Raw genomic sequence first — 17221 nt, 5'->3', positions numbered from 1 at the left:
CGCATGAAACTGTCCCCCCGCGAAGCCACCGGCTATTTCGCCAAACCTGACCCGCGCCGCACCGGGCTGTTGATCTATGGCCCCGACGGCATGCGCGTTGCCCTGAAACGGCAGCAGGTGATTGCCGCGTTGGTTGGCCCCGAAGGTGAATCCGAGATGCGGCTGAGCCGTATTCCCGGCAGTGACCTGCGCAAAGAGCCGAGCCTGTTGTCGGATGCGGTCAAGGCGATCGGGTTTTTCCCCGGCCCGCGCGTGGCCTTTGTGGACGAGGCGACCGACACCGCCGCCCCCGCCATCCTTGCCGCGCTTGAGGATTGGGCCGAGGGCGATGCGCAGATCGTCGTGACCGCCGGCCAGCTCAAGGCCACCTCTAAGATCCGCAAGGCGTTTGAGGGGCACTCTAACGCTTATGCCGTTGGAATCTATGATGATCCGCCCTCGCGCGCCGAGATCGAAGCCGAGCTGAGCCGCGCGGGCGTCCGCATTGGCGGCGACGCGATGGAGGACATCACCACCCTGAGCCGCGCGCTTGATCCCGGCGATTTCCGCCAGACGCTTGAGAAGCTGGCGCTGTACAAACACGGCGACACCACGCCGGTCACGCCCGAGGATGTGGCCGCCGTGGCACCCGTGTCGACCGAGGCGGAGCTGGACGACGTGCTGAACATTGTGGCCGAGGCCAAGACCCGCGAAATCGGCCCGATGCTGACGCGGCTCTCGGCGCAGGGCACGCAACCGGTGGGGCTGGTGATTGCCGCGATGCGCCATTTCCGCGCCCTGCATGCCGCCTCGAGCCACCCCGACGGGGCCGCGCGCGGCATTGGTGCGATGCGTCCGCCGATCTTTGGGCCGCGCCGCGACCGGATGACCCGGCAGGCCCAGGCCTGGGGGCCGCACAAGCTGGATCAGGCGATCTCGCTGTTGACGGACACCGATCTGCAATTGCGCTCGGCGGGCCAGAACGCCCCGGCGATGGCGCTGGTCGAGCGGATGCTGATCCGTTTGGCGATGCTTGGGGCCACCCGCTAGGCACTTTTGGCCGCAATCGTGGTTGCGGTGGGGTCCGACATCGCCCTAACCTGCGCGAGCGTTTGGGGGAGAACTGTCATGTACACTGTCATCGGCGGCGTCGCGAGCCGCGCGTTCCGCGTGCTTTGGATGCTCGAAGAACTGGGCGCGTCGTATGAACATGTGCCCGCGCGCCCACATTCGGGCGAGGTGACGGCGCATGATCCGCGCGGCAAGATCCCGGTGCTGATTGACGAAGGGCAAGCGCTGAGCGATTCGACAGCGATTCTGACCTATCTGGCCGACAAGCATCAGGCCCTGACCTATCCCGCCGGCACCCTTGATCGCGCCCGGCAAGACGGGGTCACCTGTGCGGTGCTTGATGAGTTGGACGCGGTGCTGTGGACGGCGGCGCGCCATTCCTTTGTGCTGCCCGAGGGCGAGCGTGTGCCTGCGGTCAAAGACAGCCTAAAGCTTGAATATGCGCGCAATATCAAGGCACTCTCGGCGCGGATCGAAGGGCCGTTTGTGATGGGAGAGATGATGACGATACCCGATATCGTGCTGACCCATTGCTGTAACTGGGCCATTTCCGCCAAGTTTCCAGAGCCTGAGCCCGGCTTGGCGCGGTATCTGTCAAACATGCGGGCGCGTCCGGCTTTCGGACGCGCCCGTGCATTGGGTAAGACTGACGGCTGAGGCCGTCTTAGATGCCCATCGAGTCGGCAAAGACGTGGCGCACGATGTCTTCACGACGGATGCCGCGTTTTGTCAGCTCGGCGTCGGACAGACCGTTGAGGAAATCAACTTTCTTGATCCGGTGATCGTTTTCGGCAATCGAGACGAGGAAGTTGCCGATACGCTCCCAGATGCTGGGGCGTTCGATGTGCAGGTTGGTTGTGACTTGTGCCATGGTCTTTATCCTTTTCAGTGGCCCGGGGGAGAAGGCCGTGTGTTGGATATAGATTATGCACCTGCAGCATTTTCTACTAGGCCCATCGCGGAAACCCCGTATTGCAACAGGCGCATAGCAGTTTTGGCGGGTGGCTTGGTCACTCGGCGTATCTGTCGGCCTCGTCTAGACGGCCCTCGCCGGTCAAAAGCTTGACCAGCGGCGCGCGCACATCGTCTGCGCGCGGCTCAAGCGCGAGGGCGGCGAGATAGCTCTCGATTGCGGCGGCCTGGTTGCCGCGCCCGGCCTCGATCCGCGCGATCAGGCGTTGCGCGCGCCAATGGGTGTCCTGCTGCGCCAGTGCTTCGCGGGCGGCGGCAATGGCCTGCGTCTCCTGCCCTTGGCGCAGATACACCAGCGCGAGGTTGAACCAATCGTTGGCCAATCCGGGGTGGTCGCGCAACAGATCCCCCAGCAGCGCCTCGGCTTTGTCCAAGGCGCCGCCGCGAATGTACGCCGACGCCAGCAGGGACCGCCCCGAGGGGTTGTCGGGCGCGAGGGCCAGCACCTTTTTCGCCGCGATGATCACGCCCAGCGTATCGTGGCCCGCCAGCTTTGCCTCGGCCAGCGCCAGCCACGGCTCGACCGCCGGGCCGTCATACTCCGCAAGCGCCTGTTCCAGCGCCGCCTCGGCCTCGTCCGAGCCATGCCCGGTCAGCTCAAGCACCGCGCGCGTTTTCTGCATCAGCGACTCATCGGCGGGGATGGTGCCCGGCGCATGCAGGCGAACGGCGCGGACGTCGGGTATGATCTTGGGGATCGGGCGCAGCAGCCCCTCGGCGGGGGCGCGGCTGATGTTGTGATCGGTCATCCAGACTTCGATCACGTCCTGCGTGCGGCGCGGGGGCATGTGGCAGGCGGTGCAATCGTCGGTTTCGGCGATCTCGGGGTGGGTCAGACCGGGGGTGAACGCCACCACCTGCCCCGCCGTATCGGTGTCATGACAGGTTAGACAGGCGGCCCGGTAATGCGCCGCCCGCTCTTGCGGTTTGCGTTTCACATGCGGGTCGTGGCAGGACAGGCAACCCAGCGCGCCTTCGCTCTCGATGAAACACTGGCTTTGCTCAAGCCGGTAGGGGTGGTGATTGATGTCAAACCGCTCGGATTTGGTTTGGTTGCCGTCCTCGATATCGAGATGCACGAGGAAATCCGTCAGCGCCTGACCGGGGCGAAACGAATACTGGCCGCGCCCAAAGCGCACATCGGAATTGACCGCGACCGAGGGTTGCAGGTGGCAGCCGTAGCAGATCGCATAAGTCTGGTCGGGGGGCAGTTTGGCGGGATTGACGATTTCGGCGCGAATGGCCTCAGGCTCGGCCGCGCCGCCAAAGGCCGTGGCCACATGGCGCGCACCGGGGCCATGACAGCGCTGACAGCCGATGCCCTCGGGCAGATCGGTGGGAAAGAAGTTGGGATGCCCGGCCAGATCGCTGCCCTCGGGCACATCCGGCAGTCCGTTGTGACAGCCCATGCAGCGCTGCGGCACCTGACGCTGGATGCCTAGGTGATCGGCAAATTCATACCCCGGCGCCATCGCCCATTTGCCCTCTTGCGCGTACCACGCCAGCGGCAATTGAAAGAGCGTTCCGTTCAGGGTTTGGTACAGATAGACGCGCGAGTGGTGCCCCGACCCCATGATCCAGTCGATCCGCCGCTCGAAGACATCCACTTCGGCCCCCTCGGGCGACCGCCGCCACCGGCGAAACCAGTAGTGCTCGCCGCGCATCTCAATCCGATAGGTCCGCCCGGATGGGGCGTGCACAAAGGGCGGCAGGGTGAAATCTTCGATCACGGTGTTGGGCGACGGGCGGTAAAAGCTTTTGCCCATACCGACCTCGGCAAAGCTTTCGGCCTTGTCGGCATGGCAAGTGCCGCAGACGGCATCGGGCACGTAATTCGGCGCCGCACCTTGGGTCACGGGCACGTCGAACTCGCTCAGCACGTTTTGCAGCGCCTCGGGCAAGGGCTCGGCTGGGACGGAGGTGCCCAGCAGATTTGCCAGCGCGAGAGGCGCCAAGACCCGGAGGATTGAATGCAGCAAGGTCATGTTGGCCCCTTCGCGCGCAATGTCGCTGCAATGCTACGGCGCGGCGTGCCATCGGGCAATGGCGTCAAATGGCGCGGTCGGTCGGAATGGGTGGCGCAGCGGGGGTAGAGCGCGGGGACTGTGCCCCAAAAAGCACAGAGGTCGGCACGTTCTTGACAGAATGAAATTTGACATGCATCCTACACCTTAAGCGGTACACGAAATGAACGCTCCCGCCCATGATCTGGCGCTTGATCCTCCCCGGGTTCCAGAAAATGATGACCTGCATCGCAGGTCAGGCGAGATCAAAGCAGCCTCCATGCGGGGCTGTTTTGATATGGAACCCTACCTTTATAACTGCGCCGACGGATTGAACTGCGGTTCGACTCTTTACGTCAAACACAACCCTAACGAGAGCGCCTTGGTTTGCGCCGGAAAATTGGATGGCCCAAAAGGCCATCCGTTGGTGGTGTAAATTGCTCTAGAAATCACTCGGAACCGGGGGCACGCCAGAAAAAGCGTTGATCAACGCCCCTGCGTTTAGCCGCCTAAAGTAACAGCCCAATGACAACTTAAGACTTCGCGGCCCGAAGCCATCCGTCGGCAAAAACCACCTGTTCAACCTCGGCGAGTCGCGCAATCCGCTCTAGCTCGGCCTCCAGCCGCGCCTGCCGCCCGGTGCCGAAGCGCACGCCCTGCTCGGGCCACAGCGCGGTGACGTTAAGCACGCCGGCCTTGCGATTGGCCTTCATATCGATGCGGCCAACAAGGCTGTCGCCCTCGAGCAGCGGGAACACGTAATAGCCATAGATGCGCTTGGGTTCGGGCACGAACACCTCGATCCGGTAGTGGAACCCGAACAGACGCTCGGCCCGATTGCGGTCGCGCAGCGCCGGATCAAACGGGCTGAGCACACGCAGCCGACCGGGCGGCGCGGGGGTCGGTGCCTCGGCAATATCGGGCCGGGCAAAGTGGGTGCGCGGCGTGCCATCGGCCCCGATCACCGCAACCTCGATAAGGTCGTGCCGCGCCAGTGCCGCCTTGCACCAGTGGCGCGCCTCTTGCGGCGACACGATATCCCAGAACGCCGCCAGTTCACGGCTGGTGGCAAAGCCAAGCCGATCAAGCGCGCCGCGCATCAGCCAATCAATCGTCTCAGCCTCGCTCCAGTCGGCGGTGCGCAGGGCGCCCGGCACCACACGTTCGGCCAAATCATAGTATTTGCGAAACCCGGCGCGGTGACAAATTTCCAGCGTGCCGCTGCGCCACAGGTATTCCAGCGCGATTTTCGCCGGGTGCCAATCCCACCAACCGCCGGATTTGCGCGGCGTGTCAGGCCCCAAGTCGCTGCTACACACTGGGCCCTTATCGCGGATCATGGTTAACACCCGGTCGAATTCCTGCTGAAATTCCTGCTGGTGCCAATCTTTATAGCGCTGTTTCAGAGTGTTTGCGTCGCGCCGCCGCTTTAACGCCCAGGCCGGGTAAAACGCCATCGGGATCATCGCGGCGTCATGGGTCCAGTGTTCGAACAGCGTGCGATCCCGCTCAATAAGCTGCCCGAGATTGCCAGTGCGATAGCGCGGGCGGCGGGCAAAAGCGATCATGTCATGCGCGCGCGCCACGGTGTTGATCGAGTCGATCTGCACAAAGCCGAGCCGGGTGATCAGATCGGTCAGGGCCGCCCCCTGCGCCGCGCCGCCCGGCTGTTCGGCCAGCGCATGTCGGTCGAGGAAAATCCGCCGCGCGGTCTTGTTGTCGATTTCAAGCACCGAGGGCCGACCTCCGTTCGGATGGGAAAGCGCGCCCGGCATCGGGGGTGCCTAGTAGCGTTTGAGCGTGTCGCCGAAGCTGATCTTGGGGGTCATCTCAAACACCCGCTGGCCGTCCTGATCATTGCCTTCCAGCCGCTCGACAAGCACCTGCGCCGCCTTGGTGCCTATGTCGCGCCGGCAAGCATCCATCGTGGCCAACTGGCGCGGCAAACCTTGCAGCAACTCGACGCCGTTGAACCCGGCAAGACCGATGCGGGCGGGGATATCCATGCCCTCTTCCATCAGATACAAAAGCCCACCGGCCCCGATCATGTCATTGGAATAATACAGGAAATCGAGGTCGGGGCTGCGATCCAGCATTGCTTTGGTCATCTCGCGGCCCTTGGCCAACGCCGAGCCACCGGAATAGAATTCCTGATCCATAATCTCGATACCGTTGCGGCCGAGCTCTTCGGTAAAGCCTTCGAACCGCTTGCGGGCACGATGATCCAGCGGCATTTTCGTGCCCATGAACCCGATGTTTTCATAACCCTGCTTGAGGATCGCCTTGGCCATCTGGCGCCCGGCGCGACGGTGCGAAATCCCCACGGCCACATCGACCGGGGTGCCGTCTGTGTCCATGATCTCGATCACCGGAATGCCCGAGGCCTTGAGCATGGCGCGGCTTGCGTCCGAGCGTTCAAGCCCGGCGATGATCACCCCCGAGGGGCGCCACGACAGCATCTCGAACAGTACTCGTTCTTCTTTTTCGGGCATGTAATCGGTGACGCCGACAACCGGCTGCAGCTCGGTCTCTTCGAGCACTGCGCTGATCGCGCTGAGCACTTCGGGGAACACCATATTGGACAGCGACGGGATGATCACCGCCACAAGATTGACCCGCTGGCTGGCCAATGCGCCTGCGATCTTGTTGGGCACATAGCCCAGCTCCTTGGCCGCAGCGAGAACCTTTTCGCGGGTGGCGGCGCTGACGTCGCCCCGGTTGCGCAGCACCCGGCTGACCGTCATTTCGGACACGCCCGAGGCTTCGGACACGTCGCGCAGCGTCAGCGGGCGGTTATGCTCTGATGTCACTTGGATAATCCCGTTTGATATATCCGCAGACTAAAGCAATCTGGCAGGGTTATACAAGTTGCTGACGTCCGGCGCTGCTTTAGGCAAATCGCGCCCCGTCCTGTGGCCTATGCTGTTTCCGTACCAATCCCTGTGCCGTTCCCGTTTGCGTCGGATTGCTCTAAGGTTGACGTAGGGACAAGCGCGGGAGGTTTCAAATGGCGGATCAGATCAAGACAGTGACCATCGTTGGCGGCGGCACAGCGGGCTGGCTGACCGCGCTGATGCTGCGCACCCTGTCGGAAAAATCGCTGCATGTGCAATTGATCGAGTCGCCCAACATTCCCACCGTTGGTGTTGGTGAGGCCACGGTGCCGCAGATGCCGCTGACGCTCAGCATGTTAAAGATCCCGACCCGCGAGTTTTTCAAACGCTGCAACACGACCTTCAAGCTTGGCGTGATGTTCAAGCAATGGAATGTCGGCCCCGACGGCAAGATGGTGGATTACATCAACCCTTTCGGCAAGCCGCAGATCCTCGGCGGGGTGGATGCCTGTGTGTATCACCAGAGGTTCGGTTCGGGCGGGCGCGCCTTTGCCCAGACCTTTTCGCCCAGCCTTGATCTGGCACGGCTGAACAAGGGGCCGATGTCGATCGAGGTGGGTAAGAACGTGCCCGGTGTCGGCTTTGCCTATCATCTTGATGCCGGGGCCTTTGCCAAGATGATGGCCGAGATCGGCACCGAGCGCGGGATCGAGCATATCCTTGATGATGTCGAGGATGTGGCGCTTGACGATAAGGGCAATGTATCTGGCATCCAGCTGAAAGAGCGCGGGCTGCATCCGGTGGAATTTGTCATTGATTGCACCGGCTTCAAGGGGCTGATCATCAATAAGGCGCTCAAGGTGCCGTTTATCGATTATTCGAAATACCTGGGCAACAACCGCGCGATGGCGCTGCAAATCCCCCACCCTGATCCAACCAAGATCACCTCTTGCACCTCGTCCACCGCGCTTGGCGCTGGCTGGGTCTGGCGGGTGCCGCTGTTTCACCGGATCGGCACCGGCTATGTGTTTTCCTCGGCGCACCGCACCGACGAAGAGGCGCGTGACGAGTTTATGGCGCATCTGGGCAGCGACGCGCCCAAGGGGGCAGAGCCGCGTATCATCCCGATGCGGGTGGGCCGGTCGCAGACTTTCTGGGAAAAAAACTGCGTCGCCATCGGCCTGTCCTCTGGTTTTATCGAGCCGTTGGAGAGCACCGCGATCCACATGATCGACCTCGCCATTCAGCGCCTGCTGCTGTACTTTCCCGACACCGATTTCGCCGAGGCCAAGCGCAAGCGCTACAACGAGGCGATGGAAGCGCTTTACAGCGAAGTGCTTGATTTCATTTGCCTGCACTACGCTTTGGGCAACCGGACGGATGACCCTTACTGGATCGCGGCGCGCGAAGATCTGGCGGTGCCTGACAGCCTGGCCGAGAACCTTGAGCTGTGGAAAATGCAGCCCCCCGGCCCGCTTGATCTGGCGACGGGGCATCTGTTTGATCATCCGACCTATCAGGCGGTTTTGATGGGCAAACGGGTGTACGAGACCGGCTTTGGCGACGGCAGTGTGCATCGCCGTGCCGCGATGAACCGCGAGGCTTGGGTCAAGCAGTTGAAGGAGTATGACACCCGGCGGCAGGGTATCCTCAACGCCTGCTCTGACCACCGGCTGGGCCTGATGGCCATCCGCGGCGAGCTTGAGCCTGCTGGGGCGCGGGGTGGGCCATTGCCAGGACTTGGCGCACCGATGAAGGCGGGTGCCCGAGCGGGCATGCGCATCAAACAGGGTGTGAGCGCCGACCCCCTGGACACAGACGCGCCCGGACTTTTCTGAGCGCGCTTGATTGAGGCTGACAACCTCCGCGCCAGCGGTTATGTCACCCACGGACGGCCCCGTGGCTCAACTGGATAGAGCAGCCCCCTCCTAAGGGGCAGGTTATTGGTTCGAATCCAATCGGGGTCACCAGATTGCAGGACTTGAGGCACAGAACGAAAAGGTCATCGCCGCAGATGAGAGCCTTGCCACGACTGATGGCAATTTTCTTTCCGTTCTTGGCGTCGGCCCGGTTGCCGGCACGATGCTGATCGCTGAAATGCCGGAGCTCGGCCAGATCACGGGCGGGCAAGTGGCTGCGCTCGCAGGCCTTGCGCCAATTGCACATGACAGCGGCGCGATACGCGGCAAGCGCGCAGATGGCGGTGGCCGACGATTGCCACGGCATGTGATGTTCCAAGCCGCTCTCGTCGGCAGCCGTCACAATGCAGTCCTAAAAGACATTCGCCGACCGGCTTCGCGCCGCTGGAAAACCACACAAGGTCGTCATCACCGCCGTCACGAGAAAGCTTGTCACAGTCGCTAACGTTTTATGCAAGGCGCGTCTGATATGGATGGTGCCAGCCGAATGGAAGAGACAGTTTCTAGGCGGATCTCACGCGAGCGGCTCACCTCTTTGATCATGGATCGATGCGGACTTTGAATGTTACCGATCCATCCGAAGCTGGCGGGTAATCTCCTGAACATTCCCATCTGAGGGGGCCAGAGTATCCTGCCACGTTTACTGCTGGTGCAGCGAGAGCACAGCTCAGCGCGCCGCCAACGGCGACCGGGGTCGGCACTGGCTCAGCCAAACTGGTGTAGGCCGGCGTTCGGTCATAGATTATCACGTCAAGCGCCGCAGCGTTGCTCAAATTTTCCAACCGGATCCGGTATTCGAGCACGTCCCCGGCGGTGCCCGCGTTTGCGGTGCCTTCGGGCGTGCCTTGAGTTTCGTTGCGAACCGATTTGGACAGTTTCAATTGTCCCAATCGGCTGCCCGTTTCTACGCGGTCGGTATTGTCAACAACATGCGTAACTGTGGTGGATGCAAAGGTGGTCGTTGCGAGAATGTCGTACGTCAGGTTGGCACCTGGACCAACCCCGCCGCTGGCCATCACCCGCGAGACGATGCAGACGCGTTCACCTGCGACCACTGTAACAGAAGTGTTCAAGGCCGTCTCTGGTTCGCCATTGCAATCCGCGTCGGTATAGATCGCAGCGCTGTATGCGCCATCGGGGGTCATGTTCACTTGGGTATAGGAAAATAAGACCGTACCGCTCGTTGTTGCCACGTATTCGTGCTTCAACAGCGCGATTTGCCCGGCTTCGACAGCCACCGTTTGATCTTGGGTGAACCGTGGCTCGGCCGCGAGACCGAAATCCAGTCCGGCATAATCCGTCTCAGCGTCCGGTGTGAAGGTATAGCTGCCGTCGCGCGGATCGGGATCGACCAGGGCAGGCAGTCCGGATTTCCGCTCAGAGATCGGCACGTGGCTGGCCGTGCCTGCTACGCTTAGCGTGATTGGACCGTTGAAAGAAGCGTCCAGAGCATAGCTCCAGGTGCCATCGTCATCGACCAGCGGTGACGCGACAACCCCGCCGGTTCCGTCGGTGATGAGCAGTTGCGCAATGGGCGCGCCGACCTCTGTGCCGTTGAACAGGCCATCATGTGCGGTGCCGCCGCCCGTACCATTGTCAATGAACACCCGCCCCGACAAGAGTCGCTCGCCTGCGTACAAAGAGATGGCGTAGCTGTCTTCATCGTCATCCGCCAAGCCATCGTTCAAATCGTCTACCGCGGCGCCGACATTGACGTCACTGTCGGTGTCGGGCAGCGAGCTTTCGATAATCTCGACAGAGTTGACATGGTTGCCGGTTGAGAGCACCCGCACAGTTATACGCAGCTCTTCGACCGCGCCGGGCAGGATCTCGTTGACGAACCAGACGCCGGAGGCCGGATCATAGTAGTCGCCAGTCGCTGGCGCATTGTCACTGACGTACTGGAAGCCGGAGGGCAGCTTTTCGATCACTGTGACGCCAGAGGGCGAGCCCGGCCCGGCATTGTTGATTGAAACCACGAAGTCGATCAAATCCCCGGGTGCAGCCTGGGTGATGACCGTGTTGCCGCCATTGTTATAAGCCACCTTAGTGATCGACAGGTCGCTTTCCTGCGGGTCAAAGCCGAAGTTATTGTTGGGCGTGTCACTGTATGGTGTCACGACGACGCCAACGATCGGGTTCGACGTGCCGATCTGCGAACCAGCCGGCAGATCGGTGTCGTTTACATCGACTTCAACACGGTAGGTCGTGCCGGGAGAAAGATCGCCAACCGAATATGTGCCGTCGGCCAGCGTATTCACGCTTTTCAGGAATGTATCGTCGCTCAGGTCATTGGGTGTGGCACCATCATCGTAGACATCAATCGCAACGCCGCCGCCAAGGTTGACCTCGACCCCGTCTTTAGCATCCGAGCCATCCTGGTCGATATAGATATTGCCAGACAGGCTGCCATAAGGGATGGCCGACGGGCCTCGGCATGATGCGCCATCGTTTGTACCGCCTTCTTCGTCCTGACTGACGGCAAGCAATTGGCGAAGACCCGTTACTGTATCGACCAGAAAGACCTCATTTGTATCGTTGTCATACGCGTACATCCGTCCGGTATCGTCAAACCAGATCGCGCCGAAGGTGCCGGTGTGAATTGCCGGTCCGAAAAATTCGACCGCTTCGCTGCCGACGCTGGCATTGCCGCCGTTCGCGGACACGCGGAATGCTTGGCTGGTGTTGCCGTCAAGACCATAGATATTTCCATCTAAGGCGTTGAACGCGAAGTCGGCCACGTTGACGCTGGCATCCAATTGTAACAGGCCATTGTCGACCGAAGCGTTGGGGTTCGAGATATCGAGGAGTTGGAATTCGTTTCCGTCCTTTTTGTAAATCATCACACCGTTGGGCATGATATCACCGGCGTTGGACCCGTTTTCGACCGAGTTCGGCGGATCGGGCATCTGGGTAAAGTTGCCGCCGCCATCAACGCGCCACAGCTCCTGTTTTTTGTTTTTGACTGCATACAAATAGCCGTCAACTTCGCTGTAACCCCAGCCACCGTTGAGGTTTTCCCCCGCCGTCCCCAGATCCTGAAGGTTCAGCGTGTAGCCCGTAACACCGGCGGAAAAGACCAGCTTCTTGAGCGTCGAATCTGTGGTGGCAATTTGATACAGCCCGGCGTCGCAGATCACCGGCGGAGCATCGCCCGAAACGGTAACCTGATAATCCTCGACTTCGCCATCGAGCGCCAAGGGAACCACGCCCGCAGTGGTTGACCACCGAAACCGCGCGAAGGTCGGGAAAAGCGTGGCGTTCGCTGGAACGGCAACGTCAAACACAATCGTGCCGTTCTGGAGCCCGTCTTTATCGCCTGCCTCGCCGTCACGCAGGTTCGACGCAATCATGTCAGTGGGATCGAATGTGCCGTTGCCGTCAAAATCGACCCAGGCCTGAAGATAGGCGATTGCGCCGGTATAGCCGCCAACCCGTCCGGTGATTTCGTTCACAATAACAGATACTTCCGCCGTACCACCCTGGAACAGCTGCGGCATGACCACGCCGTCTTCGTCGTCGTTGCCGTCAAGGTCATCGCCGGTGGCATTGGCGCTGTATTGCGAAGCGGCATCAGGATCCGGTTGTATCGGGCCAAGAAACGTACCGGCCACGCCGCCCACTTCGGCGATGATGTGCTGTGGGTCGCCATAGCTTTCGGGCGCATCGCCACGGTCAACAACCGGAGCCGCCGCAACCACAACAGCATAGTCCTCGACCTCACCGTCGTTGGCCGGGGCGGTCACGCTAAGCGCGGGAGTGGTGGACCAGCGAAAGCGCGCATAGGTCTGATCGAGCACGGCATCGCCGGGCACGACAACGTCAATCTGAATGAGGCCATCGCCCGCAACATCGTCAAACCCGGTGCCGTCGTCCGCGACATCAAGCCCGATATGTTCGGCGGTGCCGGTTTCAAACACGTCATTCCCGTTCCAATCCACCCAAGCCTGCAACAGGCCGTCATTGCCCGAGACCTCGGTTGTGATGGTGGTCAGAATGCCTTGGGTCATTGGCAGGAAGCTAACGCCATCGTCATCGTCACTGTCGGCATTTGCCGCGTCGCCCGGTGCCGTATCCCCGGAAATGACCGGACCGATCACGTATTTGTCGCCGTCGATGAAGTTGTGGAATGCGTCGCCAAGGATGCTGGGCGCGTCGGTAAAGTCGGCGCAGCTCTGGATATCGCTGAGGTGCATTCCGTCCGCCCCCGACAGGCCGGGCCCGATAAACACCAGCGGTGTATGCCGAATTACCAAGGTATCGATGGGCTGGCTGAAGCCGACGGTAAGAGCACGGCTTGCGCCTGTGCCCAGTGGGCCGGAGCGTTCACCGGTGACACTGCCGTCATTGTTGGCGACCAAGGTCATCCCCAAACTGCCGACCGCGGTGGTCATGGCCGGGCTGATGCGCTGGCCAACCAATTCGCCGTAAACGGTGATCGATTCATCCTGATTGAGATCGGCGACATAGAAATAGACGCCGTTCATTTTCTGGCTAAGTGTCACGCGTACTTCGACATACTGCGCATCCAGCATCGGGTTGCCGCCGGTGCCGGGGTAAAGCGTGCTGATGGTCGACACGGCCGCCGGGCGGAAGGCCTGGGACAGATCGCTGGCCACAACGGAACCGGACACGCCATACCGCGAGAACGCCACGTTTTGACCGACAAGAGCGGGGGCTTCGGTGGCCCAATCCACCAGCGAAAAGAACGAGCCGTTACATGTGGGCAGCACGCCTACGGGGGCCGGCGTGACATTCACGCTTACAGTATCGTTGGACGGCCCGGATTCATTGGCGGCGATCTGGGTATCGGCCTGCACAACCGCGCCCCCGGCCGCATTGGTGGTGACGTCGAATTCGACGATGCCGTTGCCGAAGCCCTTTAGCACCGGCATGTTGGCAAAGCTGAACGTGCCGCCCGCCGGGTTGCTGGCGGGGCGAATATCGTCGCCTGCGATCACCTCGAAATTGCTGGTGGCGGTGGTCTGCGTCGGCAATGTTACCTGCAACAGCGCGTCCGTCAAAGGCGACAGCGATGTGTTGGCATAGGTCACGCGATAGCGAACGGTGGCCGCGGGCGGGATATCGCCACCGGGATAGGCCGCGCCGTTCACCTCGACAATCGAGATGCCCACAACGATATCGTCCGGGCCGGGCACCGCATAGGTCGACGACCCCGCGACCCAGTAGCGCCAGGGGTTATCGTTGCCTGCTGATGCGCCTTGGGCGCTGTCGCCGCCGTGGCCCTCGGCATTGATCGGGCCAAGCGCGTCGGGATCTGTGATTCGCAGACGCAGCGAGGCATAGTAAATCTCGTTCTCAGCAATCCCGCCAAAGGCGAAACGCACCGCATTGGTGCCCGCGGGCAAGGATGTTACGTCCGTTGTGTTCAAATCGACGCCAGAGGCCGAAGCATCAGAACAGACCTCAACCGAGTTCACGCCGGGATCAGTGGTTTCGGGGAAAACCGATCCATCGCCATTGGCCGGGCCTTCCTGTCCGGGAATCGCCGGATCGTCTGCCTTGCAGGACCCCGCGTACTGAATGCGATTCCACGGTCCGGTGGTTCCGTACCTGTCCCAATCCATGCCGCTTTCCGGCCCTGCGACCGGGCTGCCAGAGCGGAACGGCGTTGCGCCGCGACCGCCGGTGATGGTGGTCTGCTCACTGGTCGAAAACCCGTTGTCAAAGATGCTGCCGCCTGACCCAAAGGCGTTGATCTGAACCGCATCCCACTTGTTGTGTACGCGCGCGGTGCCAGTGCCGCCTACGGTTGTCCAGGGGGTGCCGTTGGTCGGATCGACCAGATAGCCGTTTTCCAAAGTCGCAATATCCGAACCGTCGGCAAAAAGCGCCGTGTCGGACCGCGTGGAATAAAAAATCCCGGTATCGCCATAGATATAGGCAAGACCAGAGTTGCAATCATCAGAGGTATACCCGGCGAGCGAACAGGCCGTCGTTTCAGACGGTTGCCACCCAAATGCAGTCACATCAAAGGCTTGCTGCCCTTTGGGGCCCCAGCCTTTGGCAACGCCACTTCCGGTGGTGGCCTGTGCCGGACGCGCGGGCAAGGGATTACCCGCTGCGTCCGTTATGAAGGCCCCAACCACCTCGGTTCCGGCGGGGACGTACATTGTTGCATAGCCCCCCGGACCATCAAGGGTGCCGTCCGCGATAACAGGAAAACTCGAAAAAATCTCAACAACATCACCAGCACTGACCGCTGGCTGGCCACTTTGGACCCGCCCTTTGATCTCAGTCCGGGACCCGGGGGTGAGATCGATAACGCCGGTGCCCAACCAGGCCCCATGGCTTAACGCGGCCACGGCCGTCAGGCACCAGATGGCCAATGTCCAACAAAGGCGGCGGATTTTACGATCCGTACTCAACACACGCGATACAACAGCACTCATAAAAACGGGTCCTTTACTCCTGCGCCGGGTCCCCGTGGCATGCCAAACACGGCAGCGCGCCAAGGATGGCTCCTTCTTCTTCGCAGGTTGACGTTCACAATTGGTAAATCACAAAACCAGAAAACACTCAGAGGCTTAGAACCGGGCAGAAACCCCGGAAACAAAGCCCGCCTCGACATCAACATCGTCAGTCATGAAGATGAAGATCACATAAAGAAGGTAAGGCACCTGGCCGACCACGGCGTAGATCGCCAAGGATCCGATGAGTCCAACACCCGAAATGATCGCAACAAGACCGCAGATCGCGCCGAACACGGCCGACAACATGACAAGACCAATCAGCATTACAGTGCCTCCGCGTGGAATTTCGACTGCAGGTTGCCAAATGGCGAAACAATCTGCCCGGAGCGACCGCCGATGCCGGTCTGCTTGAGCATCTGAGCGCGTTGGCTGCGCTGAGAGTTGAGGAAATCCAGTGCCTTGAGGCGGCCCATTCTTGCTTTGTCTGAAAAGTCGTTCATCGTCTTCATCCCTTGATCCGTGTTCTTCTGGGATTGAAGCTACAGTTGCTTTGCCGTTCGGGGCAGGACTGCGAAAGCCTAGCGCGGTGCGCGGAGGGTGAGGCGACTATCCTTTTGGTCAGGTCTGCCCCTGCGAACGGGTGAGGTTTCGATGGAGATTCACCGAGTAACGCGTCTGAAACCAATGATTTATCGCATCCAGTGGCGCGAAAGGCCTATTGGCAAAGCCTTTTGGCAAGGTCGGGATGGCAGGCGAATCAAACCAAACGCCCGCCTCAGCCGCGTATTACAGCCCGTTGACCGGGATCTTCAGCACCGCATTGCCGTCTTTGTCGCGCGGAACCTCTCCGGCGCGCATATTGACCTGCAAAGACGGGATGATCAGCCGGGGCATCGCCAGTTGCGCATCGCGTTCGGTGCGGAAGGTGATGAAATCTTCCCGCGTCTTGCCGCCGCCCACGTGGATATTATGCGCTTTCTCCTCGCCCACGGTGGTCTCCCACTGGATGTCGCGCCCATTGGGGCCGTAATCGTGGCACATGAACAGGCGCATCTCGTCGGGCAGGCGCAACACCTTCTGGATCGAGTCAAACAACATGCCCGCATCGCCCCCGGGAAAGTCGGCCCGCGCCGACCCGCCGTCGGGCATAAACAGCGTGTCGCCAACAAAGGCCGCGTTGCCCACCACATGGGTCATGCAGGCGGGGGTGTGGCCGGGCGTGTACATCGCATAGGCCTTCATGGTGCCGATCATATAGGTGTCGCCGTCGTCAAACAGCCGGTCAAACTGCGAGCCGTCACGCTGAAACTCAGTGCCCTCGTTGAACACTTTGCCGAAGGTGTCCTGGATCACCATAATATTGCGGCCAATGCCGATCTGCCCGCCCAGCGCGTCCTGTATATAAGGCGCGGCCGAGAGGTGATCGGCGTGCACATGCGTCTCGATGATCCACTCAAGGCTCAGATCCTGTTCGCGGATCGTGCGGATCAGCTCATCGGCGTGTTCATAGGTGATCCGGCCTGCCGCATAATCGATGTCCATGACAGAATCGATGATCGCGCAGGCCTTGGACGCCGGATCCTTGACGACATAAGAGATCGTGTTGGTGGCCGCGTCGAAAAAGCCCTGCACATGCGGCACAACCGTCAAATTCGTGGGGTACTGGCTCATCTTGCTCTCCTGAACTTCGGTGACGCTGGCGCAGGCCAATCAATGGCCACGGGGGCAATATAACCGCGAGTCGGCCACATAAAAATGTTGCAATACAACTTTCGCCCGGGGCCGAACCCCGGAAAATTCCAAAAATTGAACTTGCGGTCAAAATCCCACAGACCGGCGCGCGTGCAGGTCGGCGCTGCCCCAGCATATTCCGACACAAAGAACCCGGTGACCAACGAATAGACGCGCTCGCGATATATCGTGGGCGAGGTTGTCGCGCCGTCAATATGTTCGAAATTAAACCCCATGCGCTTGCCATCGGTGACGTGACGCCGTTGCGCGTCAAGCCT

General features: G+C 61.0%; 13 protein-coding genes and 1 tRNA gene. 6 read left to right on the top strand and 8 right to left on the bottom strand.

All coding sequences use genetic code 11. From position 1 onward, the window contains the following. The first annotated feature begins 3 nt into the window (after nt 1–3). Both holA and ACW9UO_RS13200 read left to right on the top strand, forming a co-directional pair. The gene (gene holA / locus ACW9UO_RS13205; protein ID WP_457086258.1) at nt 4–1029 is read left to right on the top strand and encodes a DNA polymerase III subunit delta; all 1026 of its coding nucleotides are present in this window, start codon (nt 4–6) and stop codon (nt 1027–1029) included. Nucleotides 1030–1107: 78 nt separating this feature from the next. After that, a complete protein-coding gene (locus ACW9UO_RS13200; RefSeq protein WP_457086257.1) occupies nt 1108–1707 on the top strand; it encodes a glutathione S-transferase family protein in 600 nt (199 codons plus the stop codon). Nucleotides 1708–1714: 7 nt separating this feature from the next. On the opposite strand, the gene ACW9UO_RS13195 is transcribed toward ACW9UO_RS13200, so the two are convergent. Together ACW9UO_RS13195 and ACW9UO_RS13190 are read right to left on the bottom strand one after the other, a co-directional pair. Then, nucleotides 1715–1921 carry a DUF1127 domain-containing protein gene (locus ACW9UO_RS13195; protein WP_457086256.1) on the bottom strand — a complete coding sequence of 69 codons (207 nt, stop codon included), beginning with the start codon at nt 1919–1921 and terminating at the stop codon, nt 1715–1717. Between the two features lie 139 nt (nt 1922–2060). Continuing rightward, nucleotides 2061–4007, bottom strand: a complete 1947-nt coding sequence (locus ACW9UO_RS13190; protein WP_457086255.1) for a cytochrome c3 family protein — start codon at nt 4005–4007, stop codon at nt 2061–2063. A gap of 202 nt (nt 4008–4209) precedes the next feature. On the opposite strand from ACW9UO_RS13190, the gene ACW9UO_RS13185 reads away from it, so the two are divergent. After that, the gene (locus ACW9UO_RS13185) at nt 4210–4461 is read left to right on the top strand and encodes a hypothetical protein (RefSeq protein WP_457086254.1); all 252 of its coding nucleotides are present in this window, start codon (nt 4210–4212) and stop codon (nt 4459–4461) included. Nucleotides 4462–4558: 97 nt separating this feature from the next. On the opposite strand, the gene ACW9UO_RS13180 is transcribed toward ACW9UO_RS13185, so the two are convergent. Together ACW9UO_RS13180 and ACW9UO_RS13175 are read right to left on the bottom strand one after the other, a co-directional pair. Beyond that, complete coding sequence (locus ACW9UO_RS13180; RefSeq protein ID WP_457086253.1) at nt 4559–5800, bottom strand: winged helix-turn-helix domain-containing protein; 1242 nt, start codon at nt 5798–5800, stop codon at nt 4559–4561. A gap of 9 nt (nt 5801–5809) precedes the next feature. After that, nucleotides 5810–6835 (bottom strand): LacI family DNA-binding transcriptional regulator, encoded by a 1026-nt coding sequence (locus tag ACW9UO_RS13175; protein WP_457086252.1) that lies wholly within the window; start codon nt 6833–6835, stop codon nt 5810–5812. Nucleotides 6836–7032: 197 nt separating this feature from the next. Here ACW9UO_RS13175 and ACW9UO_RS13170 point away from each other — a divergent pair, with 197 nt between their 5' ends. From ACW9UO_RS13170 to ACW9UO_RS13160, 3 genes are all read left to right on the top strand, one after another. Further along, nucleotides 7033–8697 carry a tryptophan halogenase family protein gene (locus ACW9UO_RS13170; protein WP_457086251.1) on the top strand — a complete coding sequence of 555 codons (1665 nt, stop codon included), beginning with the start codon at nt 7033–7035 and terminating at the stop codon, nt 8695–8697. Between the two features lie 55 nt (nt 8698–8752). Beyond that, nucleotides 8753–8829 (top strand) — tRNA-Arg (locus ACW9UO_RS13165). A 112-nt stretch (nt 8830–8941) separates the two neighbouring features. Further along, a complete protein-coding gene (locus ACW9UO_RS13160; RefSeq protein ID WP_457086250.1) occupies nt 8942–9223 on the top strand; it encodes a transposase in 282 nt (93 codons plus the stop codon). Nucleotides 9224–9317: 94 nt separating this feature from the next. On the opposite strand, the gene ACW9UO_RS13155 is transcribed toward ACW9UO_RS13160, so the two are convergent. The 4 genes from ACW9UO_RS13155 to ACW9UO_RS13140 all read right to left on the bottom strand — a co-directional run bounded on the left by ACW9UO_RS13155 (nt 9318) and on the right by ACW9UO_RS13140 (nt 16883). Next, the gene (locus ACW9UO_RS13155; RefSeq protein ID WP_457086249.1) at nt 9318–14912 is read right to left on the bottom strand and encodes a DUF11 domain-containing protein; all 5595 of its coding nucleotides are present in this window, start codon (nt 14910–14912) and stop codon (nt 9318–9320) included. Nucleotides 14913–15326: 414 nt separating this feature from the next. Then, on the bottom strand, nt 15327–15536 hold the full coding sequence (locus ACW9UO_RS13150) for a hypothetical protein (RefSeq protein ID WP_457086248.1): 210 nt from the start codon (nt 15534–15536) through the stop codon (nt 15327–15329). Continuing rightward, the gene (locus tag ACW9UO_RS13145; RefSeq protein ID WP_457086247.1) at nt 15536–15721 is read right to left on the bottom strand and encodes a hypothetical protein; all 186 of its coding nucleotides are present in this window, start codon (nt 15719–15721) and stop codon (nt 15536–15538) included. The genes ACW9UO_RS13150 and ACW9UO_RS13145 overlap by 1 nt, the downstream gene beginning before the upstream one ends. A 277-nt stretch (nt 15722–15998) precedes the next feature. Beyond that, complete coding sequence (locus tag ACW9UO_RS13140; protein ID WP_457086246.1) at nt 15999–16883, bottom strand: MBL fold metallo-hydrolase; 885 nt, start codon at nt 16881–16883, stop codon at nt 15999–16001. Nucleotides 16884–17221 lie beyond the last annotated feature (338 nt).

It is taken from the genome of Marinovum sedimenti (assembly GCF_054052205.1).
This window is presented reverse-complemented; position numbering and strand designations above follow the sequence as displayed.

What these genes read in the sequence shown, in the direction of transcription:
- holA (WP_457086258.1), top strand. Translation starts at nt 4, where the DNA reads ATGAAACTGTCCCCCCGCGAAGCCACCGGCTATTTCGCCAAACCTGAC.
- ACW9UO_RS13200 (WP_457086257.1), top strand. Translation starts at nt 1,108, where the DNA reads ATGTACACTGTCATCGGCGGCGTCGCGAGCCGCGCGTTCCGCGTGCTT.
- ACW9UO_RS13195 (WP_457086256.1), bottom strand. Translation starts at nt 1,921, where the DNA reads ATGGCACAAGTCACAACCAACCTGCACATCGAACGCCCCAGCATCTGG.
- ACW9UO_RS13190 (WP_457086255.1), bottom strand. Translation starts at nt 4,007, where the DNA reads ATGACCTTGCTGCATTCAATCCTCCGGGTCTTGGCGCCTCTCGCGCTG.
- ACW9UO_RS13185 (WP_457086254.1), top strand. Translation starts at nt 4,210, where the DNA reads ATGAACGCTCCCGCCCATGATCTGGCGCTTGATCCTCCCCGGGTTCCA.
- ACW9UO_RS13180 (WP_457086253.1), bottom strand. Translation starts at nt 5,800, where the DNA reads ATGCCGGGCGCGCTTTCCCATCCGAACGGAGGTCGGCCCTCGGTGCTT.
- ACW9UO_RS13170 (WP_457086251.1), top strand. Translation starts at nt 7,033, where the DNA reads ATGGCGGATCAGATCAAGACAGTGACCATCGTTGGCGGCGGCACAGCG.
- ACW9UO_RS13160 (WP_457086250.1), top strand. Translation starts at nt 8,942, where the DNA reads ATGCTGATCGCTGAAATGCCGGAGCTCGGCCAGATCACGGGCGGGCAA.
- ACW9UO_RS13155 (WP_457086249.1), bottom strand. Translation starts at nt 14,912, where the DNA reads ATGTACGTCCCCGCCGGAACCGAGGTGGTTGGGGCCTTCATAACGGAC.
- ACW9UO_RS13150 (WP_457086248.1), bottom strand. Translation starts at nt 15,536, where the DNA reads ATGCTGATTGGTCTTGTCATGTTGTCGGCCGTGTTCGGCGCGATCTGC.
- ACW9UO_RS13145 (WP_457086247.1), bottom strand. Translation starts at nt 15,721, where the DNA reads ATGAAGACGATGAACGACTTTTCAGACAAAGCAAGAATGGGCCGCCTC.
- ACW9UO_RS13140 (WP_457086246.1), bottom strand. Translation starts at nt 16,883, where the DNA reads ATGAGCCAGTACCCCACGAATTTGACGGTTGTGCCGCATGTGCAGGGC.